This is a genomic window from Pedobacter heparinus (assembly GCF_032678725.1).
Classification (GTDB): Bacteria; Bacteroidota; Bacteroidia; order Sphingobacteriales; family Sphingobacteriaceae; genus Pedobacter; species Pedobacter heparinus_A.
In genome coordinates this window covers 614,805-629,212 of record NZ_JAVTSC010000001.1, presented here as the reverse complement: position 1 = coordinate 629,212, position 14,408 = coordinate 614,805, and the positions used below count along the sequence as shown (strand labels likewise).

The following is a 14,408-nucleotide window of genomic DNA, read 5'->3' as shown; positions in this document are numbered from 1 at the left end:
ATATTTATTGCGTGTAAATGTAACAGTTTTATGTCGTTTATCATTTCGGTTTTTTAAACTTCATGGCCAGTTTTACGTTAAGCCGTCTACCGGTTAAGTAGTTAGGTACAGCATATTGTACGTTGTCCAGATCTTTCAACCATAAATAAGAAACTGTATTATCAATATTTAACAAATTAAATACTTCAACACTGGCCGTAAACGAACTAAAATATTTCTCTAAAAAACCTGATTTTTTTACATTAAAATCATCTAAAAAATCTTTAGAGAAACCAATATCCACCCGCTTGTAGGCCGGGATATGAAAATCATCGGAATACCTTTGCAGCAAGGGCGAGCCTATTGGCAGTTTAGCCCCGTAAAGCAAGGTAAGGTGTACCTTATAAGCCGGACTGTTCAGCAACCTGTCCTGAAAATAAGCGGAGAAATTTACCCTTTGGTCTGCAGGCCGTTTCAGGTAACCCAGGCCGTCATCTTTCAGGTCCTGCGCCGACTTCAGGAAGGAGATCCTGAAGTAAGAGAGCAGGTCTTTCACAAACTCACCACCGATGTTAAAATCAGCGCCGTAAGTATAGCCACTGGCCGTCTGTCCGGCCAGGTACCTGATCCGTACATTGTCCATCATATAAGGCACCAGCCGGTCCAGGTATTTAAAATAGAGTTCTGAACTAAATTTTAAACGGGTCCCCAGGGCATCAAAAGCATAATCCAGCCCTGCAGAAGTATTGTAGGAGCGCTGTGCCTGCTGGTTTAAGTTAAGCGACCCGTTAAAATTCCGGATGCTCCGGTAATCCGGTGCCTGTTGATAAACCCCGGCAGTAAAGCGGAATATCTTCCTGTTTTTTGCCGGCCGGTAAGCCAGCAAGAGCCTCGGGCTTAGCAAAAACTGTTTACTCAGGTCGTTATAACTTCCCCTGAGCCCTAACTGAAGATCGGTATTGGACGAGAGTGGGTAACTGTCCTGTACATAAGCGGTATAATACTGGATGGCCAGTTTATTTTTAACAAGGATACTGTTGTCCTGATAAAAACTGTGCACTTGCTGGTTCGATATATATCCGGCAGAATCAATCAGACTGTACTCATTCAGGTCATCGTTATAATCCTTACGCTCAAAACGCAGCCCCCAGGAAAAAGTATGGTTCTTAAAAATCTGGTCTGCTTTCAGTTCTGTACTAAAACTCTGCGAGGTAAGCCTGTTCATGGCATAATTGATATACCCCCCTATCGCGCTGCCTGCTGCAGCAGTTCCAGCCCCTTTGTCAAACAAATACCAGCCCACCATGTCAATATGCTCTTTTTCATCCGTTTTGAAATAACTGCTGATCCACTTGATCACATAAGCTGGTTTTGGTATAAATTTTAAGGTTACTGCGCCACCTGCCGACTGGTAATTGTCTTTTTCCTCGCCCTCATAATCAATATTTAAACGGAGCTTCGTATCAGCCGTTCCAAACTCTGTTTCCCGGCTTTCCGGGATCAGTTTAAACCTTCCGCTATTGTAGTTACCCAGCAGATTTAAACTGAACCGCGGGGATAAATTATAATGGTAAAGTAGTTGCACATCTGTAAAACTGGGTGTATAAACCCCCTTGGTGTCCTGGCTGTTCAATATGCCCGTATTGTTCTTGTACCGTATGCCGGTAAGCAGGTAGCTGTGCTGGTTTACAATTTTTGAACTCAAGGCCAGACCAAGCAGTTCTGCAGTGAAGGTGGTTGCACTACTGTCGGGCCTGTCGTATCTCACATCCAATACGGAAGATAATTTGTCCCCGTACCTGGCTTCGAAACCGCCAGCCGAAAACTTTGCCGAACTCAGCAGATCCGTATTGATGAAACTCAGCCCTTCCTGTCGCGCATTCCGAACCAGCAGGGGCCTGCTGATCTCTATATCATTTACATAGACCAGGTTCTCGTCAAAACTACCGCCACGCACGCTGTATTGTGCACTCAGTTCATTATTGGGTGATACCCCTGGCAAAGTTTTCAGCACAGCTTCAAAATTCCCTGAAACCGAAGGCATAGCTGCTGCATCGGCAATATTAATCAGCGTACTGTTGCTCAGCTGGTTTTGTTTATTGGTAATGGTAACCTGCTCCAGTTCATTCGGATTTATGCTCAGCACCACATCCTGGGTGATCCTTCCGGCCTTCTGCTGATTGATGCTGATCAGCACCGGGTGGTATCCCAGCAGTGCATATTTTAAGGTAAAGGCTTTACTTTTTGAATAGATGTTGTAAGCCCCATGCTCATCGGTAACGTTGGATTGGCTTTGTCCCAATACCGTAACGGTTACCAGTTGTAAGAAATTCCCGGACTCATCTGTAACCAGGCCAGATACTTTTACCAATGGCTGCGCACTTGTCCTGGCAAAGCCGAGCAAAACAACAAAAACCAACAGGTATGTTCTGAGCATTAACGGATCATTTTTATTTAAACATGCTGTACAAAGCCACCGTCAATCTGTTTGAGTTCCGAAATCATGGCCATTGGCGATGCAGCAGCAAAAATAGCATTTCCGGCAACCAGTACATTGGCACCGGCCTGCAATAAAGCAGCGGTATTGTGTAGGCCTACCCCACCATCAACTTCAATCAGCAGATCAGGGTTTACAGCTGCCGCCATCTTCCGCAGCGCAGCAATTTTATTCAGTGAATTCGGGATGAACTGCTGCCCGCCAAATCCCGGGTTTACAGACATGATGAGTACCATATCCAGATCAGCAAGTATATCACTCAGCAAACTTACAGGTGTATGCGGGTTCAGTGCCACTCCAGCCTTACAACCAGCAGCATGGATAGCCTGAACGGTTCTGTGCAAATGGGTACAGGCCTCATAATGCACGGTAATAACCGCAGCTCCTGCAGCAGCAAAGCGTTCAATGTACTGGTCCGGGTTCACAATCATCAAATGCACATCCAAAGGTTTCCTGGCAAATCTGCTGATCGCCTCCATTACCGGAAAGCCAAATGAAATATTAGGAACAAACACGCCATCCATTACATCTACATGGAACCAATCGGCTGCACTGGAGTTGATCATTTCAATATCACGCTGCAAATTGGCAAAATCTGCTGAAAGTACGGAAGGTGCAATAAGATGGGGCATTTGAATATGATTTTTGATTTACATTTTTTAGCAATGGTAAAGATAAAAAAATAACCCATGTAAATAAAAAACCCCCGCTATTGGCGGGGGTTTAAAAAATTTATAGCACTCGTGTCAATTTCTATCGGCCTTAGCCATCACAAATTAACTATGCTTTGTTTTCAGCAGGGGCTGTTTCCGGTCTTGGCGGACGAGGCAATAATGCTTTTCTGGAAAGCTTCATTTTACCTTGTTTGTCAATATCCAACAATTTAACCTGGATTTTATCACCTTCTTTAAGCACGCCATCCATAGTTTCTAAACGTTCCCATGCAATCTCAGAGATGTGCAACAGTCCGTCTTTACCCGGCATGATCTCTACAAATGCACCAAATGGCATGATAGATTTCACTTTACCATCATAAGTAGCACCTATGTCTGGTTTAGCAGCAATGGCATTGATACGGGTAACCGCAGCATCAATTGCAGCTTTGTTATCCGCAAATATCTCAACGATACCTTTGTTGCCTACTTCTTCAATAGAAATAGAAGCGCCGGTTTCCCGTTGCATTTCCTGGATGATTTTACCACCTGGTCCTATTACCGCACCAATAAATTCTTTATCAATGCTCAAAGAAACGATACGCGGAGCGTGATCTTTGTAATCCTCACGAGGTGCAGAGATCGTTTTCTTCATCTCATTTAAGATGTGTAAACGGGCCTCTTTAGCCTGGTTTAAAGCGTTGGTCAATACTTCCCATTTCAAACCATTGATCTTCAGATCCATCTGGCAGGCTACAATACCTTTTTCAGTACCTGTAACTTTAAAGTCCATATCACCCAGGTGATCCTCATCACCCAAAATATCAGAAAGGATCGCATATTTACCGGTTTTCTCATCCGTGATCAATCCCATAGCAATACCCGAAACAGGTGCTTTGATTTTAATACCGGCATCCATCAGGGCTAAAGTACCCGCACAAACAGTTGCCATTGAAGATGAACCGTTAGATTCTAAAATATCAGAAACAATACGGATGGTGTATGGATTTTCTTCCAGTCCGGGCAATACTTTCTTTAAGGAACGCATGGCCAGGTTACCATGACCGATCTCGCGGCGACCGGCACCACGGTTAGGACGAACCTCTCCGGTTGAGAAACCAGGGAAGTTATAATGTAAAAGGAATTTGTTGTATCCGTTAATGAAAGCACCATCAATCATCTGCTCATCATCTTTAGAACCTAAAGTAACGGTAGTTAACGATTGGGTCTCACCACGTGTAAATACAGCTGATCCGTGAGCAGCAGGCAAATAACCAACTTCACTCCAGATCGGGCGTACAGTACGTGCATCACGGCCATCTAAACGAATTCCTTCGTCCAATACCAGGTTACGGATGGCATCATATTGCACATCATGGAAATATTTTTTAGACAAAAAGCCGGTAACATCATCGATATCTTCGCCTAAAGTAGCGATGAAATCCATCAAAACGGCTCCAAATGCATCACCACGTTCACCTTTACTGGTGTTGCTTTTAGCAATTGCATATACTTTATCATAAGTAGCAGCAAAAACCTGGGCTCTTAATTCAGGATTACTGTCTTCATGAGAATACTCGCGTTTAACCGTTTTACCTACCAGCTCAGCCAGTTCTTTTTGCGCCTGAACCTGGATCACAATAGCTTTGTGTGCAAATTCAATCGCTTCCACCATTTCAGCTTCAGAGATCTCATTACATTCCCCCTCAACCATCACGATATCATTCTCTGTACCGGCAACAAGGAACTCCATATCGGCCCGTTCCAGATCACTTACATAAGGATTGATTACAAATTTACCATCAATTCTTGCTACACGTACTTCAGAGATTGGTCCGTTAAAAGGAATATCTGAAACTGCAATAGCAGCCGAAGCAGCTAAACCAGCCAGACAGTCAGGCATTATATTTTTATCAGAAGAGATCAATGAGATCATTACCTGGGTATCGGAGTGATAATCTTCAGGGAACATCGGGCGTAAAGCACGGTCAACCAAACGTGAGATTAAAACCTCATAATCTGACAACCTGGCCTCACGGCGAAGAAAACCACCAGGGATACGGCCTGCGGCAGCATACTTTTCCTGATAATCTACAGATAAAGGTAAGAAATCAACACCTGCCTTAGCACCTACCGTAGATACTACAGTAGCCAAAAGCATGGTATCACCCATTTTAACAACAACAGCACCATCAGCCTGTTTAGCCAATTTACCTGTTTCAATTTCGATTGTTCTTCCATCGCCCAGATCGAACGATTTTTTTATTACATTCATTTAATAATAGTTGTGGTATGTTTTCCTCTTTCTACACACCTTGTTTATATAAGTTTTTTTATTTTTCACAAAAATAGCTAAAACCCTCCGGATTTTTAGCTGTAAATTAAAAAGCCATTCCCGGAAGAATGGCTTTTCTTGATATAAGTACGCTTATTTGTTGTCTTTCGACCCCAAAGGTTTGATGATATCCCTAAGTCCTAACGACTTAATGATCGCACGATAACGCTCAATATCTTTTTTGTAGAGGTAAGCCAGGATTCCACGGCGTTTACCTACTAATTTTTGCAGAGACAACTGGGTAGAGAAATCTTTACGATTTTTCTTTAAATGCTCTGTTAAGTGCGCAATACGATAAGTAAATAACGCTACCTGACCTTCTGCAGAACCCGTGTTTGTTTCTACTTCGCCGTGTTTTTTAAAAATATCGGCTTTTACTTCTTTACTTAAATACATTCTTGAATGATACTAAAGTGTGTATAAATTAATTAATTGCGGCAAAGATACAGTATGTTTTAATGATTAGCAAGTATATGCTGAACTGATATTTAAATAGTAAAACCTTATGTTTGTAAAATCAATCCTTACCCGATGGAGCAAACCCAGTACAGCACATTTGAAACCGAGTTAAAAGTACGCCCTGATGACATCGACATGTTTAACCATGTACACAACAGCAAGTATTTTGACTATGTGCTGGCTGCACGTTATGAACAGATGGCCGAACATTACAAAATGCCGATGGAGTCTTTCCTGGAGAGCGGATTTGGCTGGGTAGTGCGTACAGCCCTGGTTGATTTTAAACGCCCCCTGATCCTGGGCGACGTGATCCTGATCCGCACCGGCATCCTTACCATCAATGAAAAAGGCTGCAGAGTACAATTTGAAATAGCAAACAAACGGACCGGCAAGGTAGCTGCTGATGGCTGGTTCGATTATGTGATGATCGATACTACAACCGGCAGGGGCTGCAAGGTGACCGGTGAAATGATCAAAGCCTACAGCATTTAATTTCCTTTTTTACCTTACCAATACCCGGATGCCATTGGGCTTTTGCGCATGCCCAGATCACGTCAGCATTACAACAGCTTTAAAATGGGTTTTAATTGGGTTTAGCCGAGGCGAACCCGATATGGAGCCGTTATGAACCCGTTATCATCCTATGATGATGAACAGGTGTAAATTCAGCTTCCGGATGGATTATTTGAATAATAATTTTTGTAACTCCTAAAAATTTATAATTTTGCAGTACACAAACCGCAAAAACGATGAGAATCTTTGCAGTCCGTTTGAGGTTCTAAGAACCGAGGGCTCCTCCCTTCCCGCAAAACATCAGCTTCAGCACTAAATGCTGCATAACGGTTTATATTTTATTTTTTTCCATTTTTTATGTCAGAACAGAAAACAGCTTCCATGGGCAAGCTATCTCAAATTTTTATTCTTTTAAAACAGGCCCTTAAAGGCGAAGAGCTCGATTTTACAAAGGGCAGCATGCGCCGGGCTGTACTTTTACTGGCCATCCCTATGATGCTGGAAATGGCAATGGAGTCTGTTTTTGCATTGGTAGACCTTTATTTTGTAGGCCACCTGCACAACAGCAGTCATGCCATCCAAACCGTCGGTTTAACCGAATCGGTGCTCACCGTTATCTATTCCTTAGCGATAGGCATGAGTATGGCCGCAACTGCAGTGGTTGCCCGGAGGGTGGGCGAAAAAGATCCTGAAGCAGCTGGCAAAGCCGGTATGCAGGCCATTTTTATTGCGGTATTTTTTAATATACTGATCAGCATTGCCGGTTTCATTTATGCCAGGGAAATCCTGGTACTCATGGGTGCTTCGGCAGAAACTGCGGATCACGGCACTACATTTATGCGCATCATGATGGGCGGAAGTGTGATCATCGTATTGTTGTTCCTGATCAACGGCATATTCCGCGGTGCGGGTAATGCGGCCATAGCGATGAAAAGTTTATGGATCGCCAATATTGCCAACATCATTTTATGCCCGGTACTGATCAATGGATTTGGTCCTGTACCCGCCTTCGGATTAACAGGAGCAGCCATGGCCACCTCTATCGGTCGCGGTATCGGCGTTTGCTATCAGCTGTACCATTTATTTAAAGGAAGCGGCGTACTGAAAATCAAGCTTGCTTATTTAAAACCACACTGGGAACAGATCAAAGCCTTGTTAAAAATTGCCACACCAGGTATATTTCAATTTGTGATCGCTTCCTGCAGCTGGATATTTTTAGCGCAGCTGGTGGCCACTACCGGTGGTGACCACGGCTCGGCAGGTTATCAAACTGCCCTGCGCTTAATGATGTTCTTCATGCTGCCTGCCTGGGGCATGAGCAATGCAGCCGCTACCCTGGTAGGACAAAACCTGGGCGCCAAACAGCTGGAAAGAGCAGAACAGTCGGTTATGAAAACTGCCAAATACATCATTATCTATATGTTGCTGGTCATGGCCTTTACTTTTATCAGCGGCAGGTTTTTCATCTCTTTCTTCAGCAATGATGTACAGATACAGGAAATAGCCATTGACGCGCTGCAGATCATGAGCCTTGGTTATATCTGCTATGGTATAGGTATGGTACTGATCAGCACTTTCAATGGTGCGGGCGATACCTGGACACCTACCTGTGTTAACTTCTTTGGTTTCTGGCTGTTCCAGATCCCGCTGGCTTATGTGCTGGCCAAACATTTCGGGATGGGGCCCACCGGTGTATTTATAGCCATTCCGGTAGCCGAAACGGGCATCGCCATTGCAGGGTTGATCCTGTTCAGAAGAGGAAAATGGAAAACAGTTAAGGTTTAGGCACATAGCCTAAACCTGGTGTCAGCCAGTGTAAAAGGAATACGCGTGAGTAACGGTAATTGAACGGGGCAAATAAAAGTACACCTGCCAGGATGATCCCTGCGTAAACCCAAAGGTTTTCGTAAACCAGGTCAACCCCCAGGATATACGTGGCTACACTTATGGTGATCATTTCGGCAACGTTCATGGCATAGCTGATAAACATGGCCACATAAAAGAATCCGGGTTCACGCTCAAAGCGCAGGTTACAGGAAGGACAAAATTCATTTGTACCCTGCGCTTTAAAAGCATACATCCTTCCTGAAAAGATAGCCCCTTCGCGGCACCTTGGACATTTACATGCTACCACTGCCTGTAATTTTGAGATTGGTTTCATACACATACATTATAGGTATACAAAGATACGCAACCCCGCTTTCTCCATTTATGACCTGGATCATATTTGCATTTTAACGATCTTGCCCCGCTGTAGTTTTAACACATGCTGTTCCGATAATTTCTTTACAATACGGATTACGGTTTCTACCCTTAAACCACTCATGTCTGCCAGCTGTTGCCTTGTGAGGTCTAATACAGCCCCTTCTTCCAGGTTTCTGAGCAGATAGCTGATCAGTGTGCTGATGCGGTGTTCGGCCTGTTCATTGGCCAGTTCTTCGAGCATCATAGATTTGTAAAATAACCTGTTGCTTAAAGTTCTGATCAGTTCCATGCTAAAATTACGGTCCTGTTCCAGCAGTTTAAAAAACTCATCTTTGTTTACAACGATGAGTGCTGCATCTTTAGTAACAATGGTATAGGCCAGGTAAGGCTTATTTACCAGCAAGGCAGGTTCGCCAAAATATTGGTTTGCCTTAAAAATCCCCTGTATAAATTCTTTGCCGTCATCATTTACGGTTACCATCCTTACTTCCCCGCTTTTGATGAAATAAACAGCTTTGGGCTGGGCACCGGGTTCGTAAATTACCGTGTCCTTTTGGTAAACATGTACCGGGTAATGGTTATCTGTCAGATATTTCAGGATCATATGGCGTAAAAATCGTTACCTGCTAAGTTAATCATAGCATTTATAAAATACCTAGTTATGGGTATTTCCAGTGATATGAATTTAATGTAACTTCGGCGAAATATAAACCCTATATAAACGAATGATTATGAAAAAAAACTTTACTAAAAATTCAATTATTTTATTAACTATTATGCTGCTCAGTGCTGCTGTCTCTGTAAATGCACAGGAGAATAAGCCGGAAACAGAAAGTAAAAACCTGGTTAAGTGGAACTTTGCGGCCCTGGCGCTAAAAAATTACTCCTTTCAATATGAGCGGGCAATTGGTAAAAAGATCTCCGTTGCTGTAGGTGTGCGGTTTGCCCCTAAATCAGGTGTTCCTTTTCCAGGCCAGGTAGAAAAACTGATCGATGACGAAGACACCTGGAACAGCATTAAAGATTTTAAGACCGGAAATACAGCCATTACCCCTGAGATCAGATTTTACATGGGCAAAGGCGTATTCAGAGGTTTTTATGTAGCACCTTTTGTAAGGTATTCAAAATATACCGCCGAAGTACCCTATACTTTTGATGTGGAAGTTGGGGGAACAACAAGAACTGAAACCATGCCACTTAGCGGCGATGTAACTGCCTTAACCGGAGGTTTGCTTTTTGGTGCGCAATGGAAACTGAGCAAGCTGGTTTATTTAGACTGGTGGATCTTAGGTCCTAATTACGGAACTTCTTCAGGAAATATATCCGGTAAAAAGACTTTGAACTCAGAGGAGCAGCAGGCTTTGAGAGAATCTCTGGAAGACCTGAGCGACCTACCTTTGGTTAAAACTAAATATGAGGTAGACGGAGAAGGTGCCAAAGTTGACTTTGACGGGCCATGGGCCGGGTTAAGGGCCGGATTGAGCGTTGGCTTCAGGTTTTAACTGATCAAACAAAAAAGGCCTGGCACATTTAAATGTGCCAGGCCTTTTTTTATATTCAGCAACCTGTTAACCGATCGTTTCCCTGATCAGTTTGGTGTAAAAATCATTCAGCTTCATTCCGGCGGCAGCCACCTGTTGCGGGATAAAGCTTGTAGCGGTTTGTCCGGGAATGGTATTGATCTCAATGAAATAAAAATCACCTTCGTCTCCGTTCAGGATAAAATCTATGCGCACCACTCCCCTGCAGTTAAGCTTGAGGTACACGGCTTTGGCAATCTGCGAAACCCTTTCCAGAGTTTCCTTCTTAATTACCGCAGGTGTAGTTTCAGTAGCTACCCCAGGGGTATATTTGGCTTCAAAGTCAAAAAACTCTTTGGCGGTTTCTACCTCGGTAGCTGGCAGCACAGTAATTTCACCATCCAGTTTTACTACTCCAATGGTAAATTCCCTTCCGGAAATAAATTCTTCTATTAAAATCTGGTTATCCTCTTTAAAGGCGCGGTCTATTGCCGCCTGCAGCTCATCAGGATGGTTTACCTTGCTCATGCCGATGCTGCTTCCGCCGTTGTTGGGCTTCACAAAATAAGGCACTTTAAGGGTATTCTTTATTTCCTCCAGGCTGTATGCGGTATCTTTAAAGATCTGTGCCGACCGGGCAATATTCAAAGCTTCGATATCGTTAACAATGGCCTTGGTGTAGCCTTTATTCATCGTAACTGCCGATGTAAGTGCATCGCAGGTAGTATAAGGTATGCCCAGCATGTCAAAATAACCCTGCAGCTTGCCGTCTTCGCCAGGCGACCCGTGAATGGCTATAAATACCCCTTCAAACTTTATTTTTTTTCCGTCCAGGGTAATAGAAAAGTCATTGCGGTCTACCTCAATTTTTACCGAACCGGCTGGCTCATAGAACCAGCCTTGCTGGCTGAGCATAATTTTATATACATCAAACTTATCTGCATCCAGGTTCTGCGCAATGGTAGCTGCGCTTTTAACCGAAACCACCCATTCGCCGGTAGTACCGCCAGTTAATAATGCTATTTTTTTTTTCATTAGTTTAATATCTTGTTCATCTGCTATGCCCCACAAATATAAATTAGTTGATGCAGATGTCATTTTAATTCCAATAAAATATTTTTTTAGCCTAAATTTGGCCGCAATACCTTAAAAGAACAAATCGTGCTATGGGCAAATTCATTACTTATCTAAAGACCAACTCTTTTAGAAACAACCTTATTGCTGCTATCCTTACAGTAGTAGTGATATTAATGGCGGCCTTCTTTAGCTTAAGATATTATACCAAACACGGACAAGGACTTAATGTCCCTGCTTTAAAAGGCCTTGCTTTTACCCAGGCTGTGAGTAAACTGGAAGCACTGGGCCTGCGCTACGAGGTAGATTCGGTTTACATCATGGACTCCCCTCCGGGGATAGTGATTGACCAGGATCCAAATGCCAATACATTTGTGAAAGACAACCGTACGATTTACCTGACCATCAATACCGCCCAGGCACCCAATGCTAAATTTCCGGAAGTAGAATTTAAGTCTTTGAGGGAAGCGCAGGCATTGATTGAAAGTTTTGGTCTGAAAGTTGGGGATACCACCTACAAGGCCGATGTAAGCCGGGATGTGGTGTTACAGGTACTGTTTGGAGGACAAGTGATCAAGGCAGGTGAAACCTTACCTAAGGGTTCCAGGGTTGACCTGGTGCTTGGCGATGGAAAAGGGAATGAGGAAGTAAATATCCCGTCTTTAATTGGTTTAACCAGGGATGAGGCCTTATTTTCGTTAAGAAACGGGGCAATGCTGAACCTGGGGATCATTAGCTATGAAGGCACAATTACCGATTCGGCAACAGCTGTAGTGGTAAGACAAAACCCTTTTGCAACCGATTCGGTAACTAAGGTAAAGATCGGCACCCCGGTAAACATTACGCTCTCCAATAAATAACATGTAGAATTACTTGCTGTATATATGACAAACGAAAAGAAGAAGACCAAAGGCAAAATTATACTGGCCCTGGCACTGGCTGTTTTAGTGGTTGCCGGTTATTTTGGGTTCAATTTCTATCGGGTATATTTCTCGCCAAATGCGACCGGCAGCGAAAAATACCTGTATGTAAGAACCGGGTCTACAATGGACGATCTGTTTGAAGAGCTGAGGCGCAAGGACATTTTAAATGAGATCGGTACTTTTAGCCAGGCTGCTGCCAAAATGGACCTGGCAGGTGCCTTAAAACCTGGCCGGTATAAGCTGAATAAGGGGATGAACAACCGCAGCATCATCAATATGCTGAAATCAGGCAACCAGGATCCTGTAAAGCTGAAGTTTCAAAACTTAAGGAAAAAAGAAAACTTTGCAGGCTATCTGGCCCGTAACCTGGAGCCCGATTCCTTAACGTTTATCAACCTGCTGGATTCTGCCGCACTGATAGAAAAATATGGCTTCAATAAAGACAACAGCTATGTGATGTTTATTCCAAATACCTATGAAATGTACTGGAATGTAACGGCAGCAGTTTTTTTTGAAAGGATGCACAAGGAATATGAAAAATTCTGGAATGCGGAGCGCAAACAAAAAGCTGCCGCGTTAAATCTTACCCCCATACAGGTATCCATACTGGCCTCTATTGTGGATGCTGAAGCCTTATACGACAAAGAGATGCCTGTTATTGCAGGCTTATATTTAAACCGGCTAAATAAAGGTATATTGCTCCAGGCCGATCCTACAGTAATTTTTGCCAATGACGATTTCACGGTAAAGCGGGTAACCAATTCACTGTTACAAGTGCAATCGAGGTACAATACCTATAAATATGCAGGCCTGCCCCCTGGCCCTATTATGATGCCGAGCATCAATGCCATTGATGCCGTACTGAACAGGGAGCAAAACAATTACATCTATATGTGTGCAAAAGAAGACTTTTCCGGCTACCATAACTTCGCGGTAACTGTTCAGGAGCATGAGCTCAATGCCAGGAAATACAGAGCGGCATTAAATAAACGCAACATTTACAAGTAGATTTTAAGTAGATTTGGTAAATGGAGTGGGTACACCAGCAACTGTTAAAGATCAGAATTTATGCTTTGTTTATAGACTGGACCAAAGTATGTATACTTCCTGGCTTTAGCCCGCTCCCCCTTTATACCGTTGCGACTTTCTTTTTTAAAGAGATCGGAAAAGATTCTTTGGTGAACAAAGCTTCTTCCCTGGCCTATAACTTTATGCTGGCAATTTTTCCGGCCATCATTTTTCTATTTACCTTAATTCCGTTTATACCCAAAAGATTTCATTTTCAGGACCAGCTGATGCAGCTGATCATGCTGATCCTCCCGGCAGATGCTTACCATGCCTTTAGCGCTACGCTTGATGAAATTATACACAAACAGAACAGTGGCTTGCTGTCTTTTGGTTTTTTGCTTTCACTTTTCTTCGCCACCAATGGCGTGCATAACCTGATGATGGCCTTTAATAAATCCTCGCTGATCATTGAAACCCGTACCTGGTTTAAGCAGCGGCTAATTGCTATTGTTTTAACTCTGATCATTGCTTTATCGGTAATCGTATGCATTATAGCCATGGCCATCGGTGAATATGCGTTAACTTATATCGATACCGGACTGGACATTAAAGGCGATTTTATGGTTTACCTGATCAAGCTGACCAGGTGGTCGCTGCTGGGTATTTTATATTTTGTGACCATCTCTATATTGTACCGCTACGGCCCCGCCCATGCTAAAAAATGGCGCTTCTTTAGTGCAGGTTCCTGGCTGGCAACTATCCTGGCCTTTCTCACCATCTGGGGATTTTCTTTTTACATCAACAATTTCAGTTCTTACAATAAAATCTATGGTTCCATAGGTACGTTAATTGTAATTATGATCTGGCTTTACCTGAATTCTCTGATCTTATTGATCGGCTTTGAGCTGAATGCAAGTGTAGATCTGTCGAAACGGAGTGTAAAAATCATTCGCCCGAATTTCAATTTGTTCAAAAAAACGGCCTCTATTGATGAAAAATCAGAGAAAAGATAAATTTTTCTGGCTCAGTTTTAAGCATTTATCCATTTTTTACTAAAATAATCTAAACAGAGTTTGCAGAATCGAGCGGAGTTTGTACTTTTGTCGCGGAGAGTTGGCAGAGTGGTCGATTGCGGCAGTCTTGAAAACTGTTGACTTGTCAAAGGGTCCGCGGGTTCGAATCCCCCACTCTCCGCCAGAGGGTTCTTCCTCAAAAGAATCAAAGGGTTGTTCTAAAAAGAGC

General features: G+C 43.2%; 13 protein-coding genes and 1 tRNA gene. 7 read left to right on the top strand and 7 right to left on the bottom strand.

Annotated features, from left to right (window positions below; all coding sequences use genetic code 11):
- Positions 1-40: 40 nt before the first annotated feature.
- The 4 genes from R2Q85_RS02495 to rpsO all read right to left on the bottom strand — a co-directional run bounded on the left by R2Q85_RS02495 (position 41) and on the right by rpsO (position 5,860).
- On the bottom strand, positions 41-2,416 hold the full coding sequence (locus R2Q85_RS02495) for a carboxypeptidase-like regulatory domain-containing protein (RefSeq protein WP_316810161.1): 2,376 nt from the start codon (positions 2,414-2,416) through the stop codon (positions 41-43).
- Between the two features lie 17 nt (positions 2,417-2,433).
- Entirely contained in the window at positions 2,434-3,108 is a 675-nt protein-coding gene (gene rpe / locus R2Q85_RS02490) for a ribulose-phosphate 3-epimerase (protein WP_316810160.1), read from the bottom strand.
- A 148-nt stretch (positions 3,109-3,256) separates the two neighbouring features.
- Complete coding sequence (pnp, locus tag R2Q85_RS02485; RefSeq protein ID WP_316810159.1) at positions 3,257-5,404, bottom strand: polyribonucleotide nucleotidyltransferase; 2,148 nt, start codon at positions 5,402-5,404, stop codon at positions 3,257-3,259.
- A 153-nt stretch (positions 5,405-5,557) separates the two neighbouring features.
- On the bottom strand, positions 5,558-5,860 hold the full coding sequence (gene rpsO, locus R2Q85_RS02480; protein WP_316810158.1) for a 30S ribosomal protein S15: 303 nt from the start codon (positions 5,858-5,860) through the stop codon (positions 5,558-5,560).
- 135 nt (positions 5,861-5,995) lie between these two features.
- On the opposite strand from rpsO, the gene R2Q85_RS02475 reads away from it, so the two are divergent.
- The gene (locus tag R2Q85_RS02475) at positions 5,996-6,415 is read left to right on the top strand and encodes an acyl-CoA thioesterase (protein ID WP_316810157.1); all 420 of its coding nucleotides are present in this window, start codon (positions 5,996-5,998) and stop codon (positions 6,413-6,415) included.
- Positions 6,416-6,793: 378 nt separating this feature from the next.
- Positions 6,794-8,221: an MATE family efflux transporter gene (locus tag R2Q85_RS02470; protein WP_316810156.1), complete on the top strand. Its 1,428-nt coding sequence runs from the start codon at positions 6,794-6,796 to the stop codon at positions 8,219-8,221.
- On the opposite strand, the gene R2Q85_RS02465 is transcribed toward R2Q85_RS02470, so the two are convergent.
- Both R2Q85_RS02465 and R2Q85_RS02460 read right to left on the bottom strand, forming a co-directional pair.
- Positions 8,211-8,597, bottom strand: a complete 387-nt coding sequence (locus R2Q85_RS02465; protein ID WP_316810155.1) for a DUF983 domain-containing protein — start codon at positions 8,595-8,597, stop codon at positions 8,211-8,213. The two genes, R2Q85_RS02470 and R2Q85_RS02465, sit on opposite strands and share 11 nt — an antisense overlap.
- Positions 8,598-8,657: 60 nt before the next feature.
- On the bottom strand, positions 8,658-9,245 hold the full coding sequence (locus R2Q85_RS02460) for a Crp/Fnr family transcriptional regulator (protein WP_316810154.1): 588 nt from the start codon (positions 9,243-9,245) through the stop codon (positions 8,658-8,660).
- Between the two features lie 127 nt (positions 9,246-9,372).
- On the opposite strand from R2Q85_RS02460, the gene R2Q85_RS02455 reads away from it, so the two are divergent.
- Positions 9,373-10,143, top strand: a complete 771-nt coding sequence (locus R2Q85_RS02455; protein ID WP_316810153.1) for a DUF3575 domain-containing protein — start codon at positions 9,373-9,375, stop codon at positions 10,141-10,143.
- Between the two features lie 66 nt (positions 10,144-10,209).
- Here R2Q85_RS02455 and R2Q85_RS02450 read toward each other — a convergent pair whose 3' ends face one another.
- Positions 10,210-11,196: a D-alanine--D-alanine ligase gene (locus tag R2Q85_RS02450; RefSeq protein WP_316810152.1), complete on the bottom strand. Its 987-nt coding sequence runs from the start codon at positions 11,194-11,196 to the stop codon at positions 10,210-10,212.
- A gap of 131 nt (positions 11,197-11,327) precedes the next feature.
- Here R2Q85_RS02450 and R2Q85_RS02445 point away from each other — a divergent pair, with 131 nt between their 5' ends.
- From R2Q85_RS02445 to R2Q85_RS02430, 4 genes are all read left to right on the top strand, one after another.
- Positions 11,328-12,095: a PASTA domain-containing protein gene (locus tag R2Q85_RS02445; RefSeq protein ID WP_316810151.1), complete on the top strand. Its 768-nt coding sequence runs from the start codon at positions 11,328-11,330 to the stop codon at positions 12,093-12,095.
- 24 nt (positions 12,096-12,119) lie between these two features.
- A complete protein-coding gene (mltG, locus tag R2Q85_RS02440) occupies positions 12,120-13,166 on the top strand; it encodes an endolytic transglycosylase MltG (protein ID WP_316810150.1) in 1,047 nt (348 codons plus the stop codon).
- A gap of 20 nt (positions 13,167-13,186) precedes the next feature.
- Positions 13,187-14,179, top strand: a complete 993-nt coding sequence (locus R2Q85_RS02435; RefSeq protein ID WP_316810149.1) for a YihY/virulence factor BrkB family protein — start codon at positions 13,187-13,189, stop codon at positions 14,177-14,179.
- A gap of 94 nt (positions 14,180-14,273) precedes the next feature.
- Positions 14,274-14,363 (top strand) — tRNA-Ser (locus R2Q85_RS02430).
- Positions 14,364-14,408 lie beyond the last annotated feature (45 nt).

Excerpts from the sequence above, each read along its gene's own strand:
- rpe (WP_316810160.1), bottom strand. The coding sequence starts at position 3,108 with ATGCCCCATCTTATTGCACCTTCCGTACTTTCAGCAGATTTTGCCAAT.
- rpsO (WP_316810158.1), bottom strand. The coding sequence starts at position 5,860 with ATGTATTTAAGTAAAGAAGTAAAAGCCGATATTTTTAAAAAACACGGC.
- R2Q85_RS02455 (WP_316810153.1), top strand. The coding sequence starts at position 9,373 with ATGAAAAAAAACTTTACTAAAAATTCAATTATTTTATTAACTATTATG.
- R2Q85_RS02465 (WP_316810155.1), bottom strand. The coding sequence starts at position 8,597 with ATGAAACCAATCTCAAAATTACAGGCAGTGGTAGCATGTAAATGTCCA.
- R2Q85_RS02460 (WP_316810154.1), bottom strand. The coding sequence starts at position 9,245 with ATGATCCTGAAATATCTGACAGATAACCATTACCCGGTACATGTTTAC.
- R2Q85_RS02475 (WP_316810157.1), top strand. The coding sequence starts at position 5,996 with ATGGAGCAAACCCAGTACAGCACATTTGAAACCGAGTTAAAAGTACGC.
- R2Q85_RS02495 (WP_316810161.1), bottom strand. The coding sequence starts at position 2,416 with ATGCTCAGAACATACCTGTTGGTTTTTGTTGTTTTGCTCGGCTTTGCC.
- R2Q85_RS02450 (WP_316810152.1), bottom strand. The coding sequence starts at position 11,196 with ATGAAAAAAAAAATAGCATTATTAACTGGCGGTACTACCGGCGAATGG.
- R2Q85_RS02435 (WP_316810149.1), top strand. The coding sequence starts at position 13,187 with ATGGAGTGGGTACACCAGCAACTGTTAAAGATCAGAATTTATGCTTTG.
- R2Q85_RS02470 (WP_316810156.1), top strand. The coding sequence starts at position 6,794 with ATGTCAGAACAGAAAACAGCTTCCATGGGCAAGCTATCTCAAATTTTT.
- pnp (WP_316810159.1), bottom strand. The coding sequence starts at position 5,404 with ATGAATGTAATAAAAAAATCGTTCGATCTGGGCGATGGAAGAACAATC.
- R2Q85_RS02445 (WP_316810151.1), top strand. The coding sequence starts at position 11,328 with ATGGGCAAATTCATTACTTATCTAAAGACCAACTCTTTTAGAAACAAC.
- mltG (WP_316810150.1), top strand. The coding sequence starts at position 12,120 with ATGACAAACGAAAAGAAGAAGACCAAAGGCAAAATTATACTGGCCCTG.